The sequence below is a fragment of the Kribbella capetownensis genome (genome assembly GCF_004331485.1).
GTDB classification, from domain to species: Bacteria; Actinomycetota; Actinomycetes; order Propionibacteriales; family Kribbellaceae; genus Kribbella; species Kribbella capetownensis.
Map to the genome: position 1 here is coordinate 19165 of NZ_SJKD01000005.1, position 18280 is coordinate 37444.

Sequence of the window (18280 nt, forward strand, 5' to 3'; positions counted from 1 at the left end):
CGGCTCAGCGTACGGCGACCGCATGCCGCTGCACCCAGACCAGCGCGGCACCGGCGAGCGCGACCGCACCGGTGATCATCCAGCCCGACACGTAGACGCCGGCGTACTTGCTCACGGCACCGAAGACCAGCGCGAACGGCGTGAACAGCAACCACGACACCGCGCTGATCCCGGATGCCACTCCGGTCCGGATCGTCGAAGGCACCGCGTCGTGCATCAGTTGGCTGAGGTGGATGCCGATCACCACGAGCGCCAGGGTCAGGGCGACCATCGCAGCGGTCAACGCGGCCAGGCTGCGGCTGGTCGTCATGGTCAGGCACGCGGCCAGCATGGTGACTACGACGATCGCCACGGAGAGCGGTCGCTCGAGATGCAGCCGACTCGCGAGCAGTCCACCGACCCCGATCATCCCGACCAGCAGCGCCCAGAACGGACCGTAGTACCCGGCCTCCGCCTTGAGCGTGACCAGCCAGAGCGGACCGAACTCGTACATCGCCTGCAGGATCATCGCCGACATCACCGTCGCGGCCGCGATCGGAACCAACCGTCCACGGTCGGTGATCGCGCGGTAGGTGACCACGAGGTGGTCCCGCAACGAGGTCCGTTCGCTCGTCCGGTGCAGCCGAGGCTCGCAGAACCGGCTCAGCGCGACCAGGTAGAGCGCTGCGAACGGCAGCGTGAGGAAGTACGTCGCTCGCGGCGACAGCGCGGCCGCGATCCACCCGCCCGCCAACGCGCTTCCCACCAGGGCGACACTCTCGACGAAGCGGACCCAGCCGATCCGCCGCTCGTACTCCGCGCCGGCACCGGTCTCTTCGACGACCACGTCGTACACCACGGCCTCGACGGTGCCGGAGTACATCGCGAAGTAGATCCCGAGGATCAGCGCCGCCACGATGTAGGTCACGACGTTCTGGCTGATCGCGCCGATGAAGACGCTCACCAGTAGCGCGACTCCCGCCACCATCAGCACGCCCCGCCGCGACCAGCGGTCCGCGAGTACGCCGGACAGCACCTCCATCACCGGCACGAGCGCGGCGTACGCGGCTGCCATCACTCCGATCGTGGCGGCATCGAACCCGATCCCGCTCATGAACAGCTTCTCGACCGGCACCCAGAACCCCACGCCCTGCAGGAAGGTGGCCACCCACAATGGCATCAGCCGTCTTCGTAGCAGCGCGCTCCTGGGTTCGACGCACGGCGTGGGAGGAGCGGTGGCGATGGCTTGCGTCATGACGACTCCCAGGGCTGAGGTGTTCGGTCAGCCCTGCAGTGTCCTGAGGGTGCGGAAGCGTTACACCAGCTTCGCGGCGGTGGCCTGGATCTGGTCCATGTCGCCGGGAGTCGGGTGCCAGGGCAGCTGAAGCGGGTCGTCGTCGTACCGCGGGATGACGTGGAGGTGGGTGTGGAACACCGACTGCCACGCGGCCTCGCCGATGCAGCTGAGCAGGTTGGCGCCGTCGGCGTCGAGGCGCTCGATCACCCGGCTGACCAGGGACTGCGCGAGCAGTGTCGCCGCAGTGAGGTCCTCGGCGCCGGCCTCGCGCAGATCCGTCGAGTGCGCTCGTGGAATCACCAGCAGATGCCCGGCCGTCGCCGGGTTGATGTCCATGAACGCGATCGCCCGCTCGGTCTCGGCCACCCGCGTCGCCGGAATGCTGCCGGCCACGATCCCGCAGAACAGACAGTTCGTCTCACTCATCGCCCCAGGCTAATGCCCGCCAGAGCAGTACACTGCGCGTGCCCAGATCGATGGCCCATCGAGGAGCCTCATGCCGGACGAACTGCTGCGCCCGACCATCGGCGCCGGTGTGGACATGTCGGTGCGCCCGTGGCGGCTGATGTCGCAGACGTACGTCGCCTTCTTCGGCGGGGTGATCGCCTCGACGGTGATCGCATTCCTGAACGCCCGCCGGCTCGGTGTCGACGCGGCCAAGCAGCGCCTGATCCTGGGCGTCGGTGGGATCGGCCTGATCGTGGTGATCGCGGCCTTCGCTGTCCTGAACACCGACGGTGACCTCAGCTCCGGCCTGCGGGTCGGGATCCGGGTCGTCGCCGTGGTCTGCTGCTTGGTCCAGCTCCGGATCCAGCGCCCGATGGACCGCGCGTTCCAGCTCCGCGGCACCGACTACGGCTCACTGTGGGGCACGGGCTTCGGGGTCACAGTCGCCGGCGCGGTCGCCGAAGCCCTGATCCTGGTCCTTGTGACGGTGGTCGTGTGAACGAACCGACCGAGGCCCGCCTGCAGATGGCCGGCCACTGGCTGCAGATCGGGCACCCCGAGCGCACCCTCGACGAACTCCAGGGCCTCTGGGGCGACGCCGCGGTCGACTTCCGCGCCTACCTGTTCCGCGGTGCCGCACTGCATGCGCTGGACCGCAACGCCGAGGCCATCGACGTACTGAAGGACGGACTGGCTCTGCACGGTCCGTTCCTGCCGATGCTGCAGGTGCTCGGCTCGTCGCTGCGGTCCGAAGGCCGTCTCCCGGAGGCCGAGGCCGCGTTCCTCCAAGGCCTCAGCCTGGATCCGAACGAGCCCGACCTCCTGATCGGCTACGCGCGGGTGTGTCTGACCGCCGGTCAGGCGCAGAAGGCCAGCGCCTTGGTCGAGCGAGCGGCCTCCTATGCGCCCGAGAGCGTCGCCGTCTCGGCCGCTCGGGCTCAGGTCGCCTTCGCTCTCGGCAACGACCGCGACATGCACCGCCACAGCACGGAGGCTCTCTCGCACGATCCCGAGGACCCCGGCGCCCGCGCCCTGCACGGTACGTCGTCGATGCTCACGGGCGACTCGCGATCCGGCTACAACTCGCTCGCCTCCGCCGCCGCGTCCCAGCCCGGCGACCCCGACCTCCGGGCCGCTGCACGCGAGGCGAAGCTGATGAACCATCCGCTGATGCTGCCGCTGCGTCCGTTCCAGCGCGTCAACCCGCTGGTCGTCTGGATCGGTGCGGTCGCGATCATCTACGGCCTGCGCGCGGTGGGGCTGGCCCCGCTGTCGTTCGTCTTCGCGATGGTCTGGCTGGCGTTCTGCGTGTACTCCTGGGTGGCCCCGCCGCTGGTCCGCCGCTGGATCAACAGAAAATGGGGCTCATGACGAACGATCGGATCGCCGCTCTGCGCAAGGCGGTCGACACCAACCCGGACGACGTACTGCTGCGGCTGGTCCTGGCCGAGTCGCTGGTGGCTGCCGGCGACACCGAGGAGGCCCTGGATCAGTACGTCGTGCTCCTCGACCAGCAAGGGTTGCCGGAGGATCAGTTCGTGCCGGTCGGTGAGTTGGCCGCGGCCAACGGGCGGCTCGCGCTGCTGCGGAGCCTGCTCGAGGCGGCCCGTCAGCAGGGCGTGGTCGAGGGGACCGGGCGCCTGCAGCAGCTCGTCGACGACATGATCGCCGAGCGCAGTGGCGTGAAGATCAAGGTCGGTCCTGAGACCGACGTAGCGTTCGACCTGGACACCCCGAAGGAGACCACGACCTTCGACCAGGTCGGTGGGATGGAGGACATCAAGCGGGTCATCCACCGGATGGTGATCCTGCCGTTGAGCCGGCCGGAGCTGTACGAGAAGTACGGCCGGAAGTCTGGCGGCGGTGTGATGCTCTACGGCCCGCCTGGGTGCGGGAAGACGCTGCTGGCCCGGGCGACGGCGGGGGAGTGCGGGCTGCCGTTCATCAACGTCCGGATCGAGGACGTGATGGACCCGTACCTCGGCGTCTCCGAGCGCAATCTGCACACCGCCTTCGAGCGCGCCCGGGCGAACGCGCCGTGCGTGCTGTTCCTCGACGAGCTCGACGCGCTCGCGTTCGCGCGGCACAAGCATGGCGGTTCGGAGGCGCGCCGGCTGGTCGACGTATTGCTGCAGGAGCTCGACGCGATCGGCTCCGAGAACGACGGCCTGCTCGTCCTGGCCGCGACCAACGCGCCGTGGGATGTGGACGAGGCGATGCTGCGGCCGGGCCGGTTCGACCGCGTCATCTTCGTCCCGCCACCCGATGAGCCCGCGCGCGCCGACATCCTGTCCGTGCTGGTGAAGGATGTACCGGCCGACGGACTGGACCTGAAGGCGCTCGCCGGGCAGACACCGATGTTCAGCGGCGCGGACCTGCGCGCGCTGATTGAGCGGGGCGTCGACCGGGTGATCGACGAGGCGCTGTCGAGTGGTGGCGAACCGCCGCTCTCAATGCACCATCTCGCCGACGCGCTGCCCACGGTCAAGCCGTCGACACTCGACTGGCTGCACCGCGTTCGGTCGTACATCGAGTTCGCCAACCAGAGCGAGCGGTACGACGACGTTGCGGCGTACCTGAAGTCGCGGGATGTCCGGCGCCGCCTGAGCTGACGGCGGCACCGGACAGTGATCCGTCAGGCAGATGACTTCATCTTCGCCGCGGCGCCGTCCGGCATCGGGTCGTAGCGGGAGAACTCCCGGCTGAACGATGCGGCACCGTGGGACAGCGAGCGGAGGTCGATCGCGTAGCGGGTGATCTCCACCTGCGGCACTTCGGCCTTCACCAGGGTCCGGTCGTCGCCGACCTTGTCGGTCCCCAGCAGCCGTCCGCGCCGCCCGGACAGGTCGCTCATCACCGCGCCGACGAGGTCGTCGGGCACCAGCACCGAGACGAGATCGACCGGCTCGAGCAGACTGACCCTCGTCGCGGCCGCAGCCTCGCGCAGGGCGAGCCCACCGGCCATCTGGAACGCCATGTCCGACGAGTCGACGCTGTGGGCCTTGCCGTCGAGCAGCGTGACCCGGATGCCGACCATCGGGTACCCGGCGGTGACACCCTTCTCCATCTGGGCCCGGACGCCCTTCTCGACGCTCGGGATGAACTGCCGCGGCACCGCGCCGCCGACCACCTTGTCGACGAACTCGAAGTCCGAGCCCTCCGGCAGCGGCTCGACCTCGATGTCGCAGACGGCGTACTGGCCGTGGCCGCCGGACTGCTTCACATGCCGGCCGTGACCCTTCGCCTTCCCGCCGAACGTCTCCCGCAGCGGCACCCGCAATTCCACGGTGTCCACGGTCACGCCGTACCGGTTGGCCAAGGCGTCGAGTACGACGTCGGAGTGCGCCTCACCCATGCACCACAGCACGATCTGGTGCGTCTCGGGGTTCTGCTCGATTCGCAGGGTCGGATCCTCGGCTGCCAGCCTCTGCAGGCCGACGCTCAGCTTGTCCTCGTCGGTCTTGGCGTGAGCCTGGACGGCGATCGGGAGCAGCGGTTCCGGCATGTTCCACGGCTTGAGCAGCAGTGGATCGGTCTTGTCGGACAGCGTGTCACCGGTCTCGGCCCGGGTGAGCCGGCCGATCGCGCACAGATCGCCGGCGACCACCTGAGTCGCCGGACGCTGCACCTTGCCCAGCGGGAACGACAGCGCGCCGATCCGCTCGTCCTCGTCATGGTCGGCGTGCGAGTTCTGGGCCCCGAAGAACGACGTGAAATGGCCCGACACGTGAACCGTCGCGTCGGGCCTGATGGTGCCGGAGAACACCCGGACCAGGCTGACCCTGCCGACGTACGGGTCCGACGTCGTCTTCACCACCTCTGCGAGCAGCGGACCGCCGGGATCGCAGGTGAGGCCCTTGCGTGCCACGCCGTGCGGTGAGAACACCTCTGGCAGTGCGTGCTCGAGCGGCGACGGGAACCCGCTGGTCGCGACCTCGAGCAGCTCGTGGGTGCCGACGCCGGAGGCGCTGCAGACCGGGATGACCGGGAAGAACGACCCGCGCTCGACCGCGCGTTCGAGGTCGTCGATCAGCACCTTCTGGTCGATGTCCTCGCCTTCGAGGTAGCGGTCCATCAGCGACTCGTCCTCGGACTCCTCGATGATTCCCTCGATCAGCGTGCCGCGCAGCTCCTCGATCTGGTCGTCGTACGACGAGTCGGGCGTGGATGTCGACCGCTTGCCGCCGGAGTAGTCGTAGTACGTCTGGGAGAGCAAACCGATCACCCCGTCACCAGCGGGCAGGTAGAGCGGCAGCACCTTGTCGCCGAACGCCGCCTGTGCGGCCGCCAGCGCGCTGTGGTAGTTCGCCCGGGCGTGGTCGAGCTTGGTGATCACGACGGCTCGCGGCATCCCGACGTGGGCGCACTCCTGCCAGACCGTCTTGGTCGGCTCGTCGACGCCCTCGCTCGCCGAGATCACGAACAGTGCACAGTCCGCGGCCCGCAGGCCGGCCCGCAGCTCACCGATGAAGTCGGCGTACCCGGGGGTGTCGATCAGGTTCACCTTGGCGCCGTCGTGCGGCAGCGAGGCGAGCGACAGGCCCACCGACCGCTGCTGCCTGATCTCGGCGTCGTCGAAGTCGCACACCGTGGATCCGTCCAGGACGGTGCCGGGTCTGTTCAGGACTCCGGAGGCCACCAGCAGGGCCTCGACGAGGGTGGTCTTGCCGGACCCGGACGGGCCGACCAGCACCACGTTGCGGATGGCGTCCGGGCTGTCCACAGCGGGCGCGGCTCCGGTGCCTTGGGAAGTGTTCGTCTTGTCTGCCATGACGTTCCTCCTGGTTCACCCACGATTCCCCCAACGGCCCCTTCGCACAAGAGCCATCACGTGCCGGATTCGCCTGAGCCGTCAGCCGCCCGGCCGGGCCACCTGGCCTCGGCGGACCCTCACGCTCGGTAGGGTCACGGCCATGCGTAGGGCACTCGGGGTCATCATCAGCACGCTCGTCGCCGGTCTGGCGGTCGGCGGTTTCGCACTGCCCGCCGCGGCGGCGACAGGTGACGAGATCAAGAACTTCACGATCGACTACAACGTCACCGCCGACGGTGTGCTGCACGTGAAGGAGACGATCGCCTACAGCTTCGGCGACACCGACCGGCACGGCATCTTCCGGGACCTGGTGACCCGGGAGCCGTACGTCGACGACGACTCGAAGGACCAGAAGTACGAGGTCTCGAACATAACCGTCGACAGCCCGTCCGGCGCGCCGGACGAGTTCACCACGGAGACGTTCAAGTACAACGACGATCGCGACGAGAGCCTGCAGATCAAGATCGGCTCCGCGGACAAGACCATCTCCGGGTACGACGCGACGTACGTGATCACGTACGACGTACGCGGGGCGCTCCGGCACTTCGACGACCACAGCGAGCTGTACTGGGATGCGACCGGCGACGGTTGGGACGCGGTGATCGACCAGGCCGACGTCAGCGTGAGCGTGCCGGAAGGCGTGCAGAAGACGCAGTGCTTCCAGGGGCCGCACGGCTCGACAAACGAATGTACGAGCAGCGTCAGCGGCGACAAGGGCACCTTCAGCGCCAGCAGGCTGGCTCGCAGCGACCAGATGACGATCGTCGCCGGCATCAAGGCCGGCGTGGTCAGCAACGACGCTCCGATCGTGGTCGACGCGCCCGGCTGGATGGAACGCAACGGCGTGAGCCTGCCGGCACTGGTCGGCTCGGGCGTCGTCACCCTGGCCGCGATCGCCGGCGCGTGGCTGTACTCGCAGCGGGGCAACAAGGACCAGCGGTACGCCGGAATGCCACCCGGCACGTTCCCGCCGGACGGTGTTGCCGCCGAGCCGGTGAAGGACGACCTGGCCGAGGACCAGATCCCGGTGGCGTTCGCACCGCCGAGGATCCCGGTCGCCGAAGGTGGTCTGCTGATCGACGCCAAGGCCACAACCACCGAGACGGCCGCGACGCTGATCGACATGGCTGTGCGCGGCGGCGTACGGATCGAGAACACCGGCAACGATCAGAAGGCAGTGCTGCTGAACCCGGCAGTCGCGACCGCGCCGCACGAGCAGGCGCTGATGTCCGGCCTCTTCCCGACACTGCAGCCGGGGTCGGAGGTGCTGCTGCGCCGCGGTGCGGTGGGGGATCACACGATGCGGCGGGCGCACGACGCGATGATCGCGGCGTTGCGGGCTCAGGTGAAGGAGCGCGCGTGGTATCTGCGGATGCCGCGCGCCGGCGGCGGCAAGGTGTTCAAGAGCGGTACCGGGTGCGCGTGCATGGCGATGATCGGGTTCTGGGTGGTCGGTGCCGGTCTGGCCGGCACAGCCACCGCGGCGTTCACCGGCGGACTCGGCCGCGCGGTGGTGATCGCAATTCCGGTGATTGCGGTGATCGTTGCCATCGGCGTCTGGATCGCGATCCGCGGGCGTGGGCAACGCAATCCGGCCGGGCGAGCGGTCACGGATCAGCTGATCGGATTCCGCCAGTACCTGGCGACGGCGGAGGCGGAACAGCTCCGCTTCGAGGAGGGTGAGGACATCTTCTCGAAGTACCTGCCTTGGGCGATCGCGTTCGACCTGGCCGATCGTTGGCAGAAGGTCTGCGAGCGCCTGGTTGCTGCGGGCCGGCTGACGCCTGACCCGTACTGGTACAGCGGGCCGTCGTACTACACCTCCGGCTGGACGGCCGGTGCGGTCAGTTCGACCGTCGCGCAGACCTTCGACCCGCCTCCCGCTCCGGCCAGCAGCGGCGGAGGTGGCGGTAGCTCGTCCGGGTTCAGCGGCGGCTCGTCCGGCGGTGGTGGTGGCGGTGGAGGCGGCGGTAGCTGGTAGCGGCGGCCCTTACGCTCGGTAGTCTCGCGGGCATGCGTCGGGCACTCGGGATCCTGTTCAGCACGCTCGTCGCGACTCTGGCCTTGGCCGGCTTCGCGCTCCCGGCCTCGGCGGAAGTCGGCGACCGGGTGACGCGGATGGCGATCGACTACACCGTCACCGCGGACGGCGTACTGCAGGTGACCGAGACGATCGACTACCACTTCGGCGACACCGATCGGCACGGCATCTATCGCGACCTGGTCATCCGCGAACCGTTCGCCGACGACAAGAGCAAGGACCAGAGGTACGACGTCTCGAACGTCAAGGTGTCGTCACCGACGGCGCCGGACTCGTTCGAGACCGCCACGATGGAGATGAACGGCCGACGCGACCGGGTCCTGCGGATCAAGATCGGATCCTCGAGCGAGACGGTGCCCGGGTGGGACGCGACGTACAAGATCAGCTACGAGGTCCGCGGTGCGCTGCGGCACTTCGACGACCACAGCGAGTTGTTCTGGGACGCCACCGGATCTGCTTGGGACGCATCTCTGGACCGGGCGGACGTCACCGTGACGGTGCCGCAGGGGGTGCAGCGGGTCAACTGCTTCGTCGGGCCGCCTGGCTCGACGGACAGCTGTGAGTCGAAGACCATCAGCTCCGGGAAGGCCGTGTTCGGTCAAGAGGTCGACGTCGTTCGTGGTGAGCAGTTGACGATCGTCGCCGCGATCAAAGCTGGTGCCGTGCGCAACGACACGCCGATCGTGGTCGACCCGCCGGGTCTGCTCGAGCGCTTCCGCCTCAACGTGCCCATGATCGTCGCGGCGGGTCTGGTCAGCCTCGCCTTGATCGTGGCCACGCAGCTTCACACCAAGCGCGGTGGCCGGGACCTGCGGTACGCCGGGATGCCGCCGGGGACCGTGCCGCCGGAAGGGATCGCCGTACAGACGGAGAAGGACAAGCTGGACGAGGAGCAGCTCCCGGTCGCGTTCTCGCCGCCGCGGATCTCGCCCGCCGAAGGTGGATTGCTGGTCGATGCGAAGGCCGACACGACGGAGATCGCGGCGACACTGATCGACCTCGCGGTGCGTGGTGCGATCCGGATCGAGAACGACGACGACGAGCGCACGGCCGTCCTGGTCGAGGCGGACGGTGCGACCGCGCCGCACGAGCAGAGGCTGTTGAGGGGTCTGTTCCCAACTTTGAAGCCGGGAGCGGTGGCCCGGCTCGAGACGCCGGCGGTTGGTGATCACTCGATGGTGCGGGCGGCGGAGAGCACGGTCGATGCGCTGCGGGAGCAGGTCGAGGAGCGGCAATGGTACGTCCGGATGCCGCGCAGGTCGCGGGTCGTGCCGTCCTCGGGGGATTGGCGGACGGCGCTCGGCTGTTTGGTGTTCCTCGCCTTGCTGTCCTGCTTGGTGGGGCTGATCATCTGGATCGTGAAGTTCGGCGTGCCCAGTTGGCTGGGTCCGGCGGTCGTCATCGCGGTGCCGGCGCTCCTGCTGATCAACCTGGCGATCGACTGGTTCAGGAAACGCTCGGCCGGCCGGCGTACGTCGACCGGTCGGGCGATCGCGGACCAGGTGATCGGATTCCGCAAGTACCTCGCGACCGCGGAGGCGGACCAGCTGCGCTTCGAGAACGGCGAGGACATCTTCAGCAGGTACTTGCCGTGGGCCATCGTCTTCGACCTGGCCGACCACTGGCAAAAGCTCTGCCGCCAACTGGTGGACGCCGGCCGCCTGATCCCCGACCCCACCTGGTACACCGGCCCGTCCTACTACACCTCAACCTGGACCGCCGCCAACGTCATCACGACCGTAGCCACCACCTTCAGCCCACCCCCCACCCAATCCACCGGCGGCGGCACCTCCTCAGGCTTCACCAGCAGCAGCTCCTCGAGCTCCTCAGGCGGAGGAGGAGGTGGCGGAGGCGGCGGCAGTTGGTAACCCAACCCCGCCCCACCCAGCCATGAGATAACTGAAAGTATTCAGACCCGTCCGCCCGCCGCGGTGGGAGCGGTGGGGTCGTCGGCGGGGGCTCCGGAGACTTCGCGAGCCAGGAAGTCTTCGAGGTGGAACAGGTTGTCGCCGGCCCGCTTCGCGACGTTGACCAGCGTGGTCATCGCGGAGAGCTCCTCGACCTGCTCCTTCAGGAACCACTGCATGAATTGCTCGCCGATGTAGTCGCTCTCGTCCCGCGCGGCCCGCGCCAGCGTCTCGATCTGCTTGGTGACGGTGATCTCCTGCTGCAGCGCGAGCTCCAGCGGCTCCAGCGCCGTCTTGAAGTCGCTCTCCACCTCGCCGACACCGGGGATATGCGGCCGGATATCCTTGTCCAGCAGGTATTGCACCATCATCATCGCGTGATTGCGCTCTTCGAGTGCCTGTTTGTAGAAGTGCCCAGCCAGCTGCGGCAGATCCTGATCGTCGTACCAGACAGCCACTGCCGTGTACTGCTGCGACGCCGTGAATTCGTTACGGATCTGTTCCTGCAAAAGTTTCTCGTACGTGCTCATCCCGTCAATCTACTGATCAGCTCCGCCGAGCACACGGTTGGGGAGCCTGACCTCAGGGCGTGCCTGCCCCAGCTCGACGACCTCAGTGCCTCCACCAGGAAGGTTGATCCGCACCGTCGTACCGTCCACCGCGACATCGATGCCCTCGGCAAGCGCTTCCGGCCGCAGCGCGTCCCGCGTCAGCAGTACGGCGCTCACCAGCACCAGCGGATCCCCGTCGTGCGGAGCAGTCACGTACGGCGTAGCCGAGTGCACACCGAACGGGTTCGCACCGAGCCCCCGGTGCACGCCCGCTTCGTCGTACCCGTGCAGACCGACCACTGCGGACATCAGCCCGTCGAGATTCCGCGCCGACGCCGACCGGTCCCCGGCGGTCGCCTCAGGCAAGGATGCCCCGGCGATCGCGAACCCGCCACTGCGCACCAACGTCCCGGCCGGCCCCTCGACCAGCGCGCACCGGATCTCCCACCCGCCATGCACGACCGACGTCGTCTCGATCCGCCACGGCCCGTCCGATCCCAACCAGGCCTTGTGCCACGAGGACGCCGTACGTCCGCTGACCCCGATCCGCCGAATCCGTCCACGCGCGCTCGACCGGCCGTCCGCATCGACGAGCGCGATCAGGTTGTCGATCCGCGGCGCGTGGTCAGACAACTCCGGCCCGGCGTGGTTTGCGTACGCCAGCCGGTTGTAGTGCGCGTCGCCCTCCGGCTCCACACCCTCCGGCTCAGCGAGGGGCGCGTGATCCGCGCCATGGTTGACCAACTGCACGATCTGGTCGTGCCGGCTCGCATGCACGATCCATCCCGGCGCCGGCATCGCCCGTACCTGATCCGCGTCGTCCAGCGGGATCGAGTCCTCCGGGTCCGTCCACACCGGGTGGTCCGGCGGCAGCAGCAGCCCGATGAACCCCTTCGACGCCCAGTACGGCGAGCCGGGCCCGGAGTACTGCTGTGTCGTCGGCAGGAACGTGTCGTACCACCCCAGCGTCAGCAGCCCTCGCTCGTCCGGCACACCGTGCTGCACGAAGTGCCGCGCGATGCCGGAGCACAGCCGCCGCGTCTGCCCGGGCGACAGGGGAGTGGAGTCCAGCAGCGCACCCATCCAGTACGGCGTGGCCGCAGCCATCCGGTACGTCAGCGAGCGGCCCTGGTACACCGGTGCGCCGTCGTTGCCGACCAGATGCACCGCGTCCTCGAGGAACAGACCGATCCGCTCCCGGTAGACCTTCAGCCGGTCCTCGTATGCCGCACCCGGCGTGGCAGCCGCCATCCGTGTCCACAGGCCCGGGTAGAGGTGCATGGCCCAGCCGATGTAGTTGTCGAAGTTCTGCCCGTCGCCATCGGAGTACCAGCCGTCGCCGACGTACCAGTCCTCGATCCGGTCCAGCCCGCCGTCGATGTCGTCCTGTGAGTACGGCGCTCCGACCGACGCGAGGAACTGCTCACTCACGACCTGGAACAGCCGCCAGTTGTTGTCATGCGTCGTGGACCCGATGAACCCGCCGAGCCACTCCGCCACGTGTTCCTGCGCGCGGGTGTCGAGCCGGTCCCAGATCCACTCCCGGGTCTCGTGCAGGGCCACCGCGATCGCCGCGGCCTCCACCATCTGCTGCGAACGCGGGGTCAGGCGCAGCCACGACTCCGGGTGGTCCGGGTTCGCGCCGTTCGCCACCCCGCGGGCGTACCGCTCGATGAGCGTCTCGCACCCCTCACCCCGCACTCCGCCGATCCGGAACGCGGCCAGCATGAAGGACCGTGCGAAACCTTCCAACTGGTCTGACGCCGTACCCGACCGGCTCGGCCGGCCAGGCAGCGCGATCAGCGAGGCGCCGGGGGAGAAGTACGGCACCAGCGAGTCCAAGAGGTGGTCCGCAAGAGCCTCCCAGTGCGCACGCACCCAGCCGGTCTGACGGGACAGAACGCGGTCGGTGTCGGGCAGGACGAGGCGGCTCATGCAAGTCTCCCGATGTCGGAGGGGTCGATGGCGTGCTGCAGTGGTTCGCCGGCGGCCAGGCGCTCGAGCTCGCTGACGGCCAGTTCACCGAGCCGGGCGATTTCGTTGCCGACAGCACCTGCTACGTGAGGCGTGACGAAGACGTTGGGCAGGTCGAGCAGCGGGGAGTCCGGCGGCAGCGGCTCGGGGTCGGTCACGTCGAGGACCGCGTCGATCCGGCCGGAGACGCACTCACGCTCCAGCGCCTCGGAGTCGATGATCTTGCCGCGGGCGGTGTTGAGCAGGACTGAGCCGTCGCGCAGCAGGCCGAGCAGGCGTGCGTCCACCAGCCCGACGGTCTCCGGGATGAGCGGCGCGTGCACGCTGAGGATGTCGCTGCGGCTGAAGAGGGTGTCGTTGTCGACCAGTTCGGCGCCGAGCCCGGCGGCCTCGGCCTCGTTCAGGTACGGGTCGCTGATCAGCACGTTCAGGTCGAAGGTGCGGAGTCGCTCGGCCACCATCCGGGCGATCCGCGAGGCGCCCAGCAGGCCGACCGTCGTACCGTAGCTGCCCGGCATCGCGTGCGGGTCCGACTTGCGCCGCTCGAGCCGGTACTGCGCCGCCAGGCGGAACGCCCGCTTGCCGGCCAGCACGATCGCGGCGACGGTGAACTCCGCCACCGGCAGGGCGTTGGCGGTGGCCGCCGACGAGACCTGGATCCCGCGGTCGAACGCGGACGGGTCGACCATTGCCTTCACGGATCCGGCCGCGTGCAGGATCGCCCGCAGCTTCGGCGCCGCGTCGAGCACCTCGGGCCCGATCCGCGGGCATCCCCACCCGGTCAGCAGTACGTCGACGTCGGCCAGCGCGGCCTTGATCGCGGGATCGGCGAGGAAGCTGGTCCCGGGGCCGACCGGCAGCACGGTCGCGGCCGCCTCCAGGCGTTTGCGGACCCGCGGGACGAGCACGCGATCGCGGCTGGCGTCGTTCATCGCCAGCATGACGGTCAGGGCGGAGTCAGGTTCGGTGCGCACGACAGCAACTTAGCAAGCGCTTTCCAATGCTGTCTCCCCGCGGGCCGAATCTTGGAAGAAGCTGAAAGATCGCGCGCACCGGAATGTGGGCCCGAGGTCGGGCGTTGTCAGGTGGAGAGGGCAGGATAGAGGGGCCTACCCGCCCTGTTGGCCAGATGTGAAGGAGAAACGACGATGCTGCGACCGGACGACCTCTACGAGATCGTCGACGAGTCGGTGGCGACCGGCCCGGCGGCGACGCCGAAGGTTCTGGTGCACTCGCTGGACGGGTTCATGGACGCAGGTCAGGCGGGCCGGGTCACGGCCGACCACCTGCTCGAGGTGCTGGACCACCGGCTGCTCGCGCGGTTCGACGTCGACCTCCTGCACGACTACCGGGCCCGGCGGCCCGAGGTGACGTTCGCCGAGGACCGGTTCATCGACTACACGCCGCCGCGGCTGAGCCTGCACCTGCTGACGGATGACGCGGGGGTCGAGTTCCTGCTGCTCGAGGGCCCCGAGCCGGACAACCACTGGGACCGGTTCGCCGGCGCGGTCCGGCAGCTGATCGAGCGCTACAACGTGACGCTCACGATCGGCGTCCACGGCATTCCGATGGGCGTGCCGCACACTCGCCCGCTCGGCTTGACCGCACATGCGACGCGGCCCGAGCTGGTCACCCGGTCGAACATCTGGGACGGCGAGATGCGCCTCCCGGCGAGCGCCGGCACGATGCTGCAGGTGCGGCTGGGCGAGGCCGGCAAGGACGCAATGGGCTTCGCGGTCCACGTGCCGCACTACCTGGCGGAGAACCGCTTCCCGGGTGCCGCGCTGGCGCTGGTGCACGCGGTCTCCGCGGCGACCGGCCTGCTGCTTCCCAGTAAGGCGCTGCTCGACGAGGCCGCCGTCACCGGCCGGCTGGTCGACGAGCAGGTCGAGGCCTCGGAGGACGCGTCGGCGGTCGTCAACGCGCTCGAAACGCAGTACGACGCCGCTGCCGGCTCGGTCAGCCGTGGCAGCCTCCTGGCCGGCTCCACGCCGTCCGCGGAGGAGCTCGGTGCCGAGGTCGAGCAGTTCCTCGCGGAACTCAACCGCGACGACGAGGACTGACCACCCGCCGTACCCCGCTGACAGGATCCGGGGACCTCGGACAGGTTATTTCCTGTCCGAGGTCCCCGGTTCTTGTTCGCACGCTCCGGACTGTCAGGATGAGGCATGCCTGAGTCGCTGGAGGATCTGGTCGAGCTGCTCGACCTGGAGATGATCGAGGTCGACCTGTTCCGCGGCCGGCAGCCGGAGACCTCCCTGCAACGCGTGTTCGGCGGCCAGGTGCTCGGTCAGGCGCTGGCAGCCGCGAGCCGGACCGTCGAGTCCGAGCGGGTCGTGCACTCGCTGCACGGCTACTTCCTGCGTCCCGGGGACACCGCCGTACCGATCATCTACCGGCCGGAGCCGACGCGGGACGGCGGAACGTTCAGCAGCCGGCGGGTGGTCGCGTCGCAGCACGGCAAGCCGATCTTCTACATGTCCGCGTCGTTCCAGCGCCCGGAGCCAGGGCTCGACCATCAGGACCCGATGCCGGAGGATCTGGTCCCGCCGGAGGAGGCGCCGCGGCTGGCGACGGTCCTCGAAGCGCGCTCGGGCCGCAAGGCAGCCGACTGGGACAAGGAGTGGGCGGCGCTCGACGTACGCCTGGCCGGCCTCAGCGGTCGCCAGTTCTGGATCCGTGCCGCAGGCAAGCTTCCCGACGATCGTGCGCTCCATGCGTGCGTCCTGGCCTACGCCAGCGACCTGACGCTCCTCGGCGCCAGCCTTCTCCCACACGGCATCGTCATCGGCGACCCCCGAATCCAGCCCGCGTCCCTGGACCACGCCCTCTGGTTCCACCGCGACTTCCGCGCCGACGAATGGCTCCTCTACGACCAGGCATCCCCGTCAGCCTCCAACGCACGCGGCTTCGCCACCGGCCGCCTCTACACCGAGTCCGGCCACCTAGCCGCCTCAGTAGCCCAAGAAGGCCTGATCCGCCCCATAGGCCTCGACCTGTAGCAACGCTGTGGCGTCCATTCGCCAACTGTAGGGTCGGACGTGAGGGCGTCTGCTACGGTTGGGACGTGTTCAAGCGCGCGGTAGTGACGACGACGCCGGAGTTCGTCCCGGCGCGCTGACACCTGACTGTCTGACAAAGCCCCGGGGCCTGTGCCCCGGGGCTTTGTTGTGCTCCGTGGTCCACGCCCCAACTCGTGAAGGAGCACAGAGATGTACGACCACCGCAAACTCGGCCGCGAACTCGGCCTGTTCGATTCCGACCCACTGATCGGCGCCGGCATGCCGTACTGGCTGCCCGCCGGTGCCGCGATCCGGCACGCCTTGGAGAGTTACGTCGCCGAAGTGGAGCGAAGAGCCGGCTACCAGAAGGTCTACTCGCCCGTGCTCGGCAAGCGCGAGCTGTACGAGATCTCCGGGCACTGGGCCAAGTACAGCGACGACATGTTCCCGCCGATGCAGTTCGGCGATGAGCAGCTCGTACTGCGACCGAGCATCTGCCCGCACCACGCGCTGATGTACCGGTCCAGAGCGCACAGCTACCGCGAACTCCCGCTCCGCTTCTCCGAGCTCGGCGGCCAGTACCGCGCCGAGCTGTCCGGCGCGATCGGCGGCCTGATCCGGGTCCGCGCCATGCAGCTCAACGACGCGCACATCTTCTGCCGCCTGGACCAGGTCGCCGACGAGGCCGCCGGCGCGCTCGAGCTGATCAACCAGGCGTACCGCGACATGGGCATCAGCCCATCGCGCTACGTCCTCGCCCTCGCGGCCGAGGATGCCGAGTTCAACAACCCGAGCAGCAAGTACGTCGGGGACGCCGAGAGCTGGCAGCGGTCGGCCGAACTCCTGCGCAGGGTCCTGAAGGACGCCGGCATCGAGTACGACGAGGTGCCCGGCGACGCCGCGTTCTACGGTCCGAAGATCGACATCCAGATGGAGGATTCGGCCGGCCGGGAGTTCAGTCTGTCGACCGTCCAGATCGACTTCCACCAGCCGGAGCGCTTCGGCCTCGAGTACATCGGTGCCGACGGCAACAAGCACCGGCCGGTGATGGTGCACCGCGCGATCGTCGGCAGCATCGAGCGTGCGGTCGCCCAGCTGATCGAGGTGCACGGCGGGGCGTTCCCGGCCTGGCTGGCCCCGGTGCAACTCGTCGTACTCCCGATCTCCGACGAGGAGGAGCAGATCGCGATCGACGTCGCTCGGCGCGCGGCACAGCGCGGCCTGCGGGTCGAGGTCGCGCACGCCGACGAGGGCAGTCTCGGTGCCCGCATCCGCGAGAACCGGTTGGCGCCGTACCAGGCCGTCATCGGCGCCCGTGAAGCGGCGGCCGGCTCGCTGGCGATCCGGGAACGCGACGGGCAGAAGCACGAGGCCGCACCGATCGGCGAAGTGCTCGACCGGATCGCTGAGCTCAGTGTGCCTGCAGCTGTCCGATCAGGTGAGTGAGCTCATGCTGCTCGTCGTACAGCGCGAAGTCGGTCGTCTTGCCGGTCGGCTTGAACCCGAACTGCACACGCGACGGGAGCAGCAGCGGCTTGCGGAAGTCGACGCGAACGGCGAAGGCGTCCGGCAGCTTGCCGGCGCGCTCGATGGCGGCGAGCGCGGCGGCCTTGGCCCACATGCCGTGCGCGATCTGGCGCGGGAACCCGAACGCCTGAGCGGTCAGCTTGAACAGGTGGATCGGGTTCCGGTCGCCGGACGCGGCGGCGTACCGGCGGCCGAGGTTGCCGCGCAGATCCCACCATGCAGTGGGGGAGAGCTCGGGATCCGGCAAGAGGTCGACGTGAGCTGACTCGTCGCCGGACGAGCGACTGAGCAGGGTGGTGAGGTCGGTCCACACCACTTCGCCGTCGACACTCACCTCGCTGATCACGTCGAAGACCGTGCCCTTGGGATGCGGGCGTTCCGGCGTACTGTGCACGCGGATCGCGGGCTCGGCGTGGATCGGGAGCGGCTGCCGCTGGGTGATCGTGTTGGACAGGTGCACGATCCCCATCGGCTTGTAGGGGAACGACGGGTCAGACATCAGGTCCAGGTGCAGCGGGAACGCGAGAACATGCGGGTACGTCGCCGGAAGCGTCGGACCGGCCGGAAACCCGGTGACATCCCGGTACGCCGACAGGTGGTCCTGATCGATCGCGGACCGGGGGAGCTCCAGCGTCAGACCGTCCGCGTCCGGCTCGTAGTCCGCTCGTCGCAGCGTCGCCTTCACGGTCCGGGCGTAGAGCGAGCCGAACCCGGGCGTGTCGTCGTACCGTCGGGTCGGCAT

At 68.8% G+C, this 18280-nt stretch carries 15 protein-coding genes; 8 read left to right on the forward strand and 7 right to left on the reverse strand.

Annotation, left to right across the window (positions count from 1 at the left end):
- Positions 1-4: 4 nt before the first annotated feature.
- Together E0H75_RS21720 and E0H75_RS21725 are read right to left on the reverse strand one after the other, a co-directional pair.
- The gene (locus E0H75_RS21720) at positions 5-1159 is read right to left on the reverse strand and encodes an MFS transporter (protein ID WP_238163191.1); all 1155 of its coding nucleotides are present in this window, start codon (positions 1157-1159) and stop codon (positions 5-7) included.
- A gap of 135 nt (positions 1160-1294) precedes the next feature.
- Positions 1295-1702, reverse strand: coding sequence for an HIT family protein (locus E0H75_RS21725; RefSeq protein ID WP_131515481.1), 408 nt, complete (start codon positions 1700-1702; stop codon positions 1295-1297).
- Positions 1703-1772: 70 nt separating this feature from the next.
- On the opposite strand from E0H75_RS21725, the gene E0H75_RS21730 reads away from it, so the two are divergent.
- Genes E0H75_RS21730 through E0H75_RS21740 form a run of 3 tightly spaced genes read left to right on the forward strand, consistent with a single transcriptional unit; the run spans position 1773 to position 4335 of the window.
- Entirely contained in the window at positions 1773-2222 is a 450-nt protein-coding gene (locus tag E0H75_RS21730) for a hypothetical protein (protein WP_202873110.1), read from the forward strand.
- Positions 2219-3094, forward strand: a complete 876-nt coding sequence (locus E0H75_RS21735; protein ID WP_131515482.1) for a tetratricopeptide repeat protein — start codon at positions 2219-2221, stop codon at positions 3092-3094. Before E0H75_RS21730 ends, E0H75_RS21735 begins: the two co-directional genes overlap by 4 nt.
- The gene (locus E0H75_RS21740; protein ID WP_131515483.1) at positions 3091-4335 is read left to right on the forward strand and encodes a tetratricopeptide repeat protein; all 1245 of its coding nucleotides are present in this window, start codon (positions 3091-3093) and stop codon (positions 4333-4335) included. Before E0H75_RS21735 ends, E0H75_RS21740 begins: the two co-directional genes overlap by 4 nt.
- A gap of 23 nt (positions 4336-4358) precedes the next feature.
- On the opposite strand, the gene E0H75_RS21745 is transcribed toward E0H75_RS21740, so the two are convergent.
- A complete protein-coding gene (locus tag E0H75_RS21745) occupies positions 4359-6494 on the reverse strand; it encodes an elongation factor G-like protein EF-G2 (RefSeq protein WP_131515484.1) in 2136 nt (711 codons plus the stop codon).
- 142 nt (positions 6495-6636) lie between these two features.
- Here E0H75_RS21745 and E0H75_RS21750 point away from each other — a divergent pair, with 142 nt between their 5' ends.
- Both E0H75_RS21750 and E0H75_RS21755 read left to right on the forward strand, forming a co-directional pair.
- Complete coding sequence (locus tag E0H75_RS21750) at positions 6637-8517, forward strand: DUF2207 domain-containing protein (protein WP_131515485.1); 1881 nt, start codon at positions 6637-6639, stop codon at positions 8515-8517.
- 32 nt (positions 8518-8549) lie between these two features.
- A complete protein-coding gene (locus E0H75_RS21755; protein ID WP_131515486.1) occupies positions 8550-10445 on the forward strand; it encodes a DUF2207 domain-containing protein in 1896 nt (631 codons plus the stop codon).
- Between the two features lie 41 nt (positions 10446-10486).
- Here E0H75_RS21755 and E0H75_RS21760 read toward each other — a convergent pair whose 3' ends face one another.
- The 3 genes from E0H75_RS21760 to E0H75_RS21770 are packed head-to-tail and all read right to left on the reverse strand — an operon-like array spanning position 10487 to position 13983.
- Complete coding sequence (locus tag E0H75_RS21760; protein WP_131515487.1) at positions 10487-11014, reverse strand: ferritin; 528 nt, start codon at positions 11012-11014, stop codon at positions 10487-10489.
- A 9-nt stretch (positions 11015-11023) separates the two neighbouring features.
- Positions 11024-12970, reverse strand: coding sequence for a DUF2264 domain-containing protein (locus tag E0H75_RS21765; protein ID WP_131515488.1), 1947 nt, complete (start codon positions 12968-12970; stop codon positions 11024-11026).
- Positions 12967-13983 (reverse strand): hydroxyacid dehydrogenase, encoded by a 1017-nt coding sequence (locus E0H75_RS21770; protein ID WP_238163192.1) that lies wholly within the window; start codon positions 13981-13983, stop codon positions 12967-12969. Before E0H75_RS21770 ends, E0H75_RS21765 begins: the two co-directional genes overlap by 4 nt.
- 174 nt (positions 13984-14157) lie before the next feature.
- Here E0H75_RS21770 and E0H75_RS21775 point away from each other — a divergent pair, with 174 nt between their 5' ends.
- The 3 genes from E0H75_RS21775 (at position 14158) to thrS (ending at position 17457) form a co-directional block, all read left to right on the forward strand.
- Positions 14158-15072 (forward strand): proteasome assembly chaperone family protein, encoded by a 915-nt coding sequence (locus E0H75_RS21775; RefSeq protein WP_131515489.1) that lies wholly within the window; start codon positions 14158-14160, stop codon positions 15070-15072.
- A gap of 105 nt (positions 15073-15177) precedes the next feature.
- The gene (locus E0H75_RS21780; protein WP_131515490.1) at positions 15178-16011 is read left to right on the forward strand and encodes an acyl-CoA thioesterase; all 834 of its coding nucleotides are present in this window, start codon (positions 15178-15180) and stop codon (positions 16009-16011) included.
- 210 nt (positions 16012-16221) lie between these two features.
- Positions 16222-17457 carry a threonine--tRNA ligase gene (thrS, locus tag E0H75_RS21785; protein WP_131515491.1) on the forward strand — a complete coding sequence of 412 codons (1236 nt, stop codon included), beginning with the start codon at positions 16222-16224 and terminating at the stop codon, positions 17455-17457.
- Here the strand turns inward: thrS and E0H75_RS21790 are convergent.
- Positions 17423-18280, reverse strand: a complete 858-nt coding sequence (locus E0H75_RS21790) for a MaoC/PaaZ C-terminal domain-containing protein (protein WP_131515492.1) — start codon at positions 18278-18280, stop codon at positions 17423-17425. The genes thrS and E0H75_RS21790 overlap by 35 nt on opposite strands.

Coding starts and splice junctions, on each gene's coding strand:
- thrS (WP_131515491.1), top strand. CDS start 16,222: ATGTACGACCACCGCAAACTCGGCCGCGAACTCGGCCTGTTCGATTCC.
- E0H75_RS21720 (WP_238163191.1), bottom strand. CDS start 1,159: ATGCCATTGTGGGTGGCCACCTTCCTGCAGGGCGTGGGGTTCTGGGTG.
- E0H75_RS21790 (WP_131515492.1), bottom strand. CDS start 18,280: ATGCCGACCCGACGGTACGACGACACGCCCGGGTTCGGCTCGCTCTAC.
- E0H75_RS21760 (WP_131515487.1), bottom strand. CDS start 11,014: ATGAGCACGTACGAGAAACTTTTGCAGGAACAGATCCGTAACGAATTC.
- E0H75_RS21765 (WP_131515488.1), bottom strand. CDS start 12,970: ATGAGCCGCCTCGTCCTGCCCGACACCGACCGCGTTCTGTCCCGTCAG.
- E0H75_RS21745 (WP_131515484.1), bottom strand. CDS start 6,494: ATGGCAGACAAGACGAACACTTCCCAAGGCACCGGAGCCGCGCCCGCT.
- E0H75_RS21730 (WP_202873110.1), top strand. CDS start 1,773: ATGCCGGACGAACTGCTGCGCCCGACCATCGGCGCCGGTGTGGACATG.
- E0H75_RS21780 (WP_131515490.1), top strand. CDS start 15,178: ATGCCTGAGTCGCTGGAGGATCTGGTCGAGCTGCTCGACCTGGAGATG.
- E0H75_RS21750 (WP_131515485.1), top strand. CDS start 6,637: ATGCGTAGGGCACTCGGGGTCATCATCAGCACGCTCGTCGCCGGTCTG.
- E0H75_RS21775 (WP_131515489.1), top strand. CDS start 14,158: ATGCTGCGACCGGACGACCTCTACGAGATCGTCGACGAGTCGGTGGCG.
- E0H75_RS21725 (WP_131515481.1), bottom strand. CDS start 1,702: ATGAGTGAGACGAACTGTCTGTTCTGCGGGATCGTGGCCGGCAGCATT.
- E0H75_RS21740 (WP_131515483.1), top strand. CDS start 3,091: ATGACGAACGATCGGATCGCCGCTCTGCGCAAGGCGGTCGACACCAAC.
- E0H75_RS21755 (WP_131515486.1), top strand. CDS start 8,550: ATGCGTCGGGCACTCGGGATCCTGTTCAGCACGCTCGTCGCGACTCTG.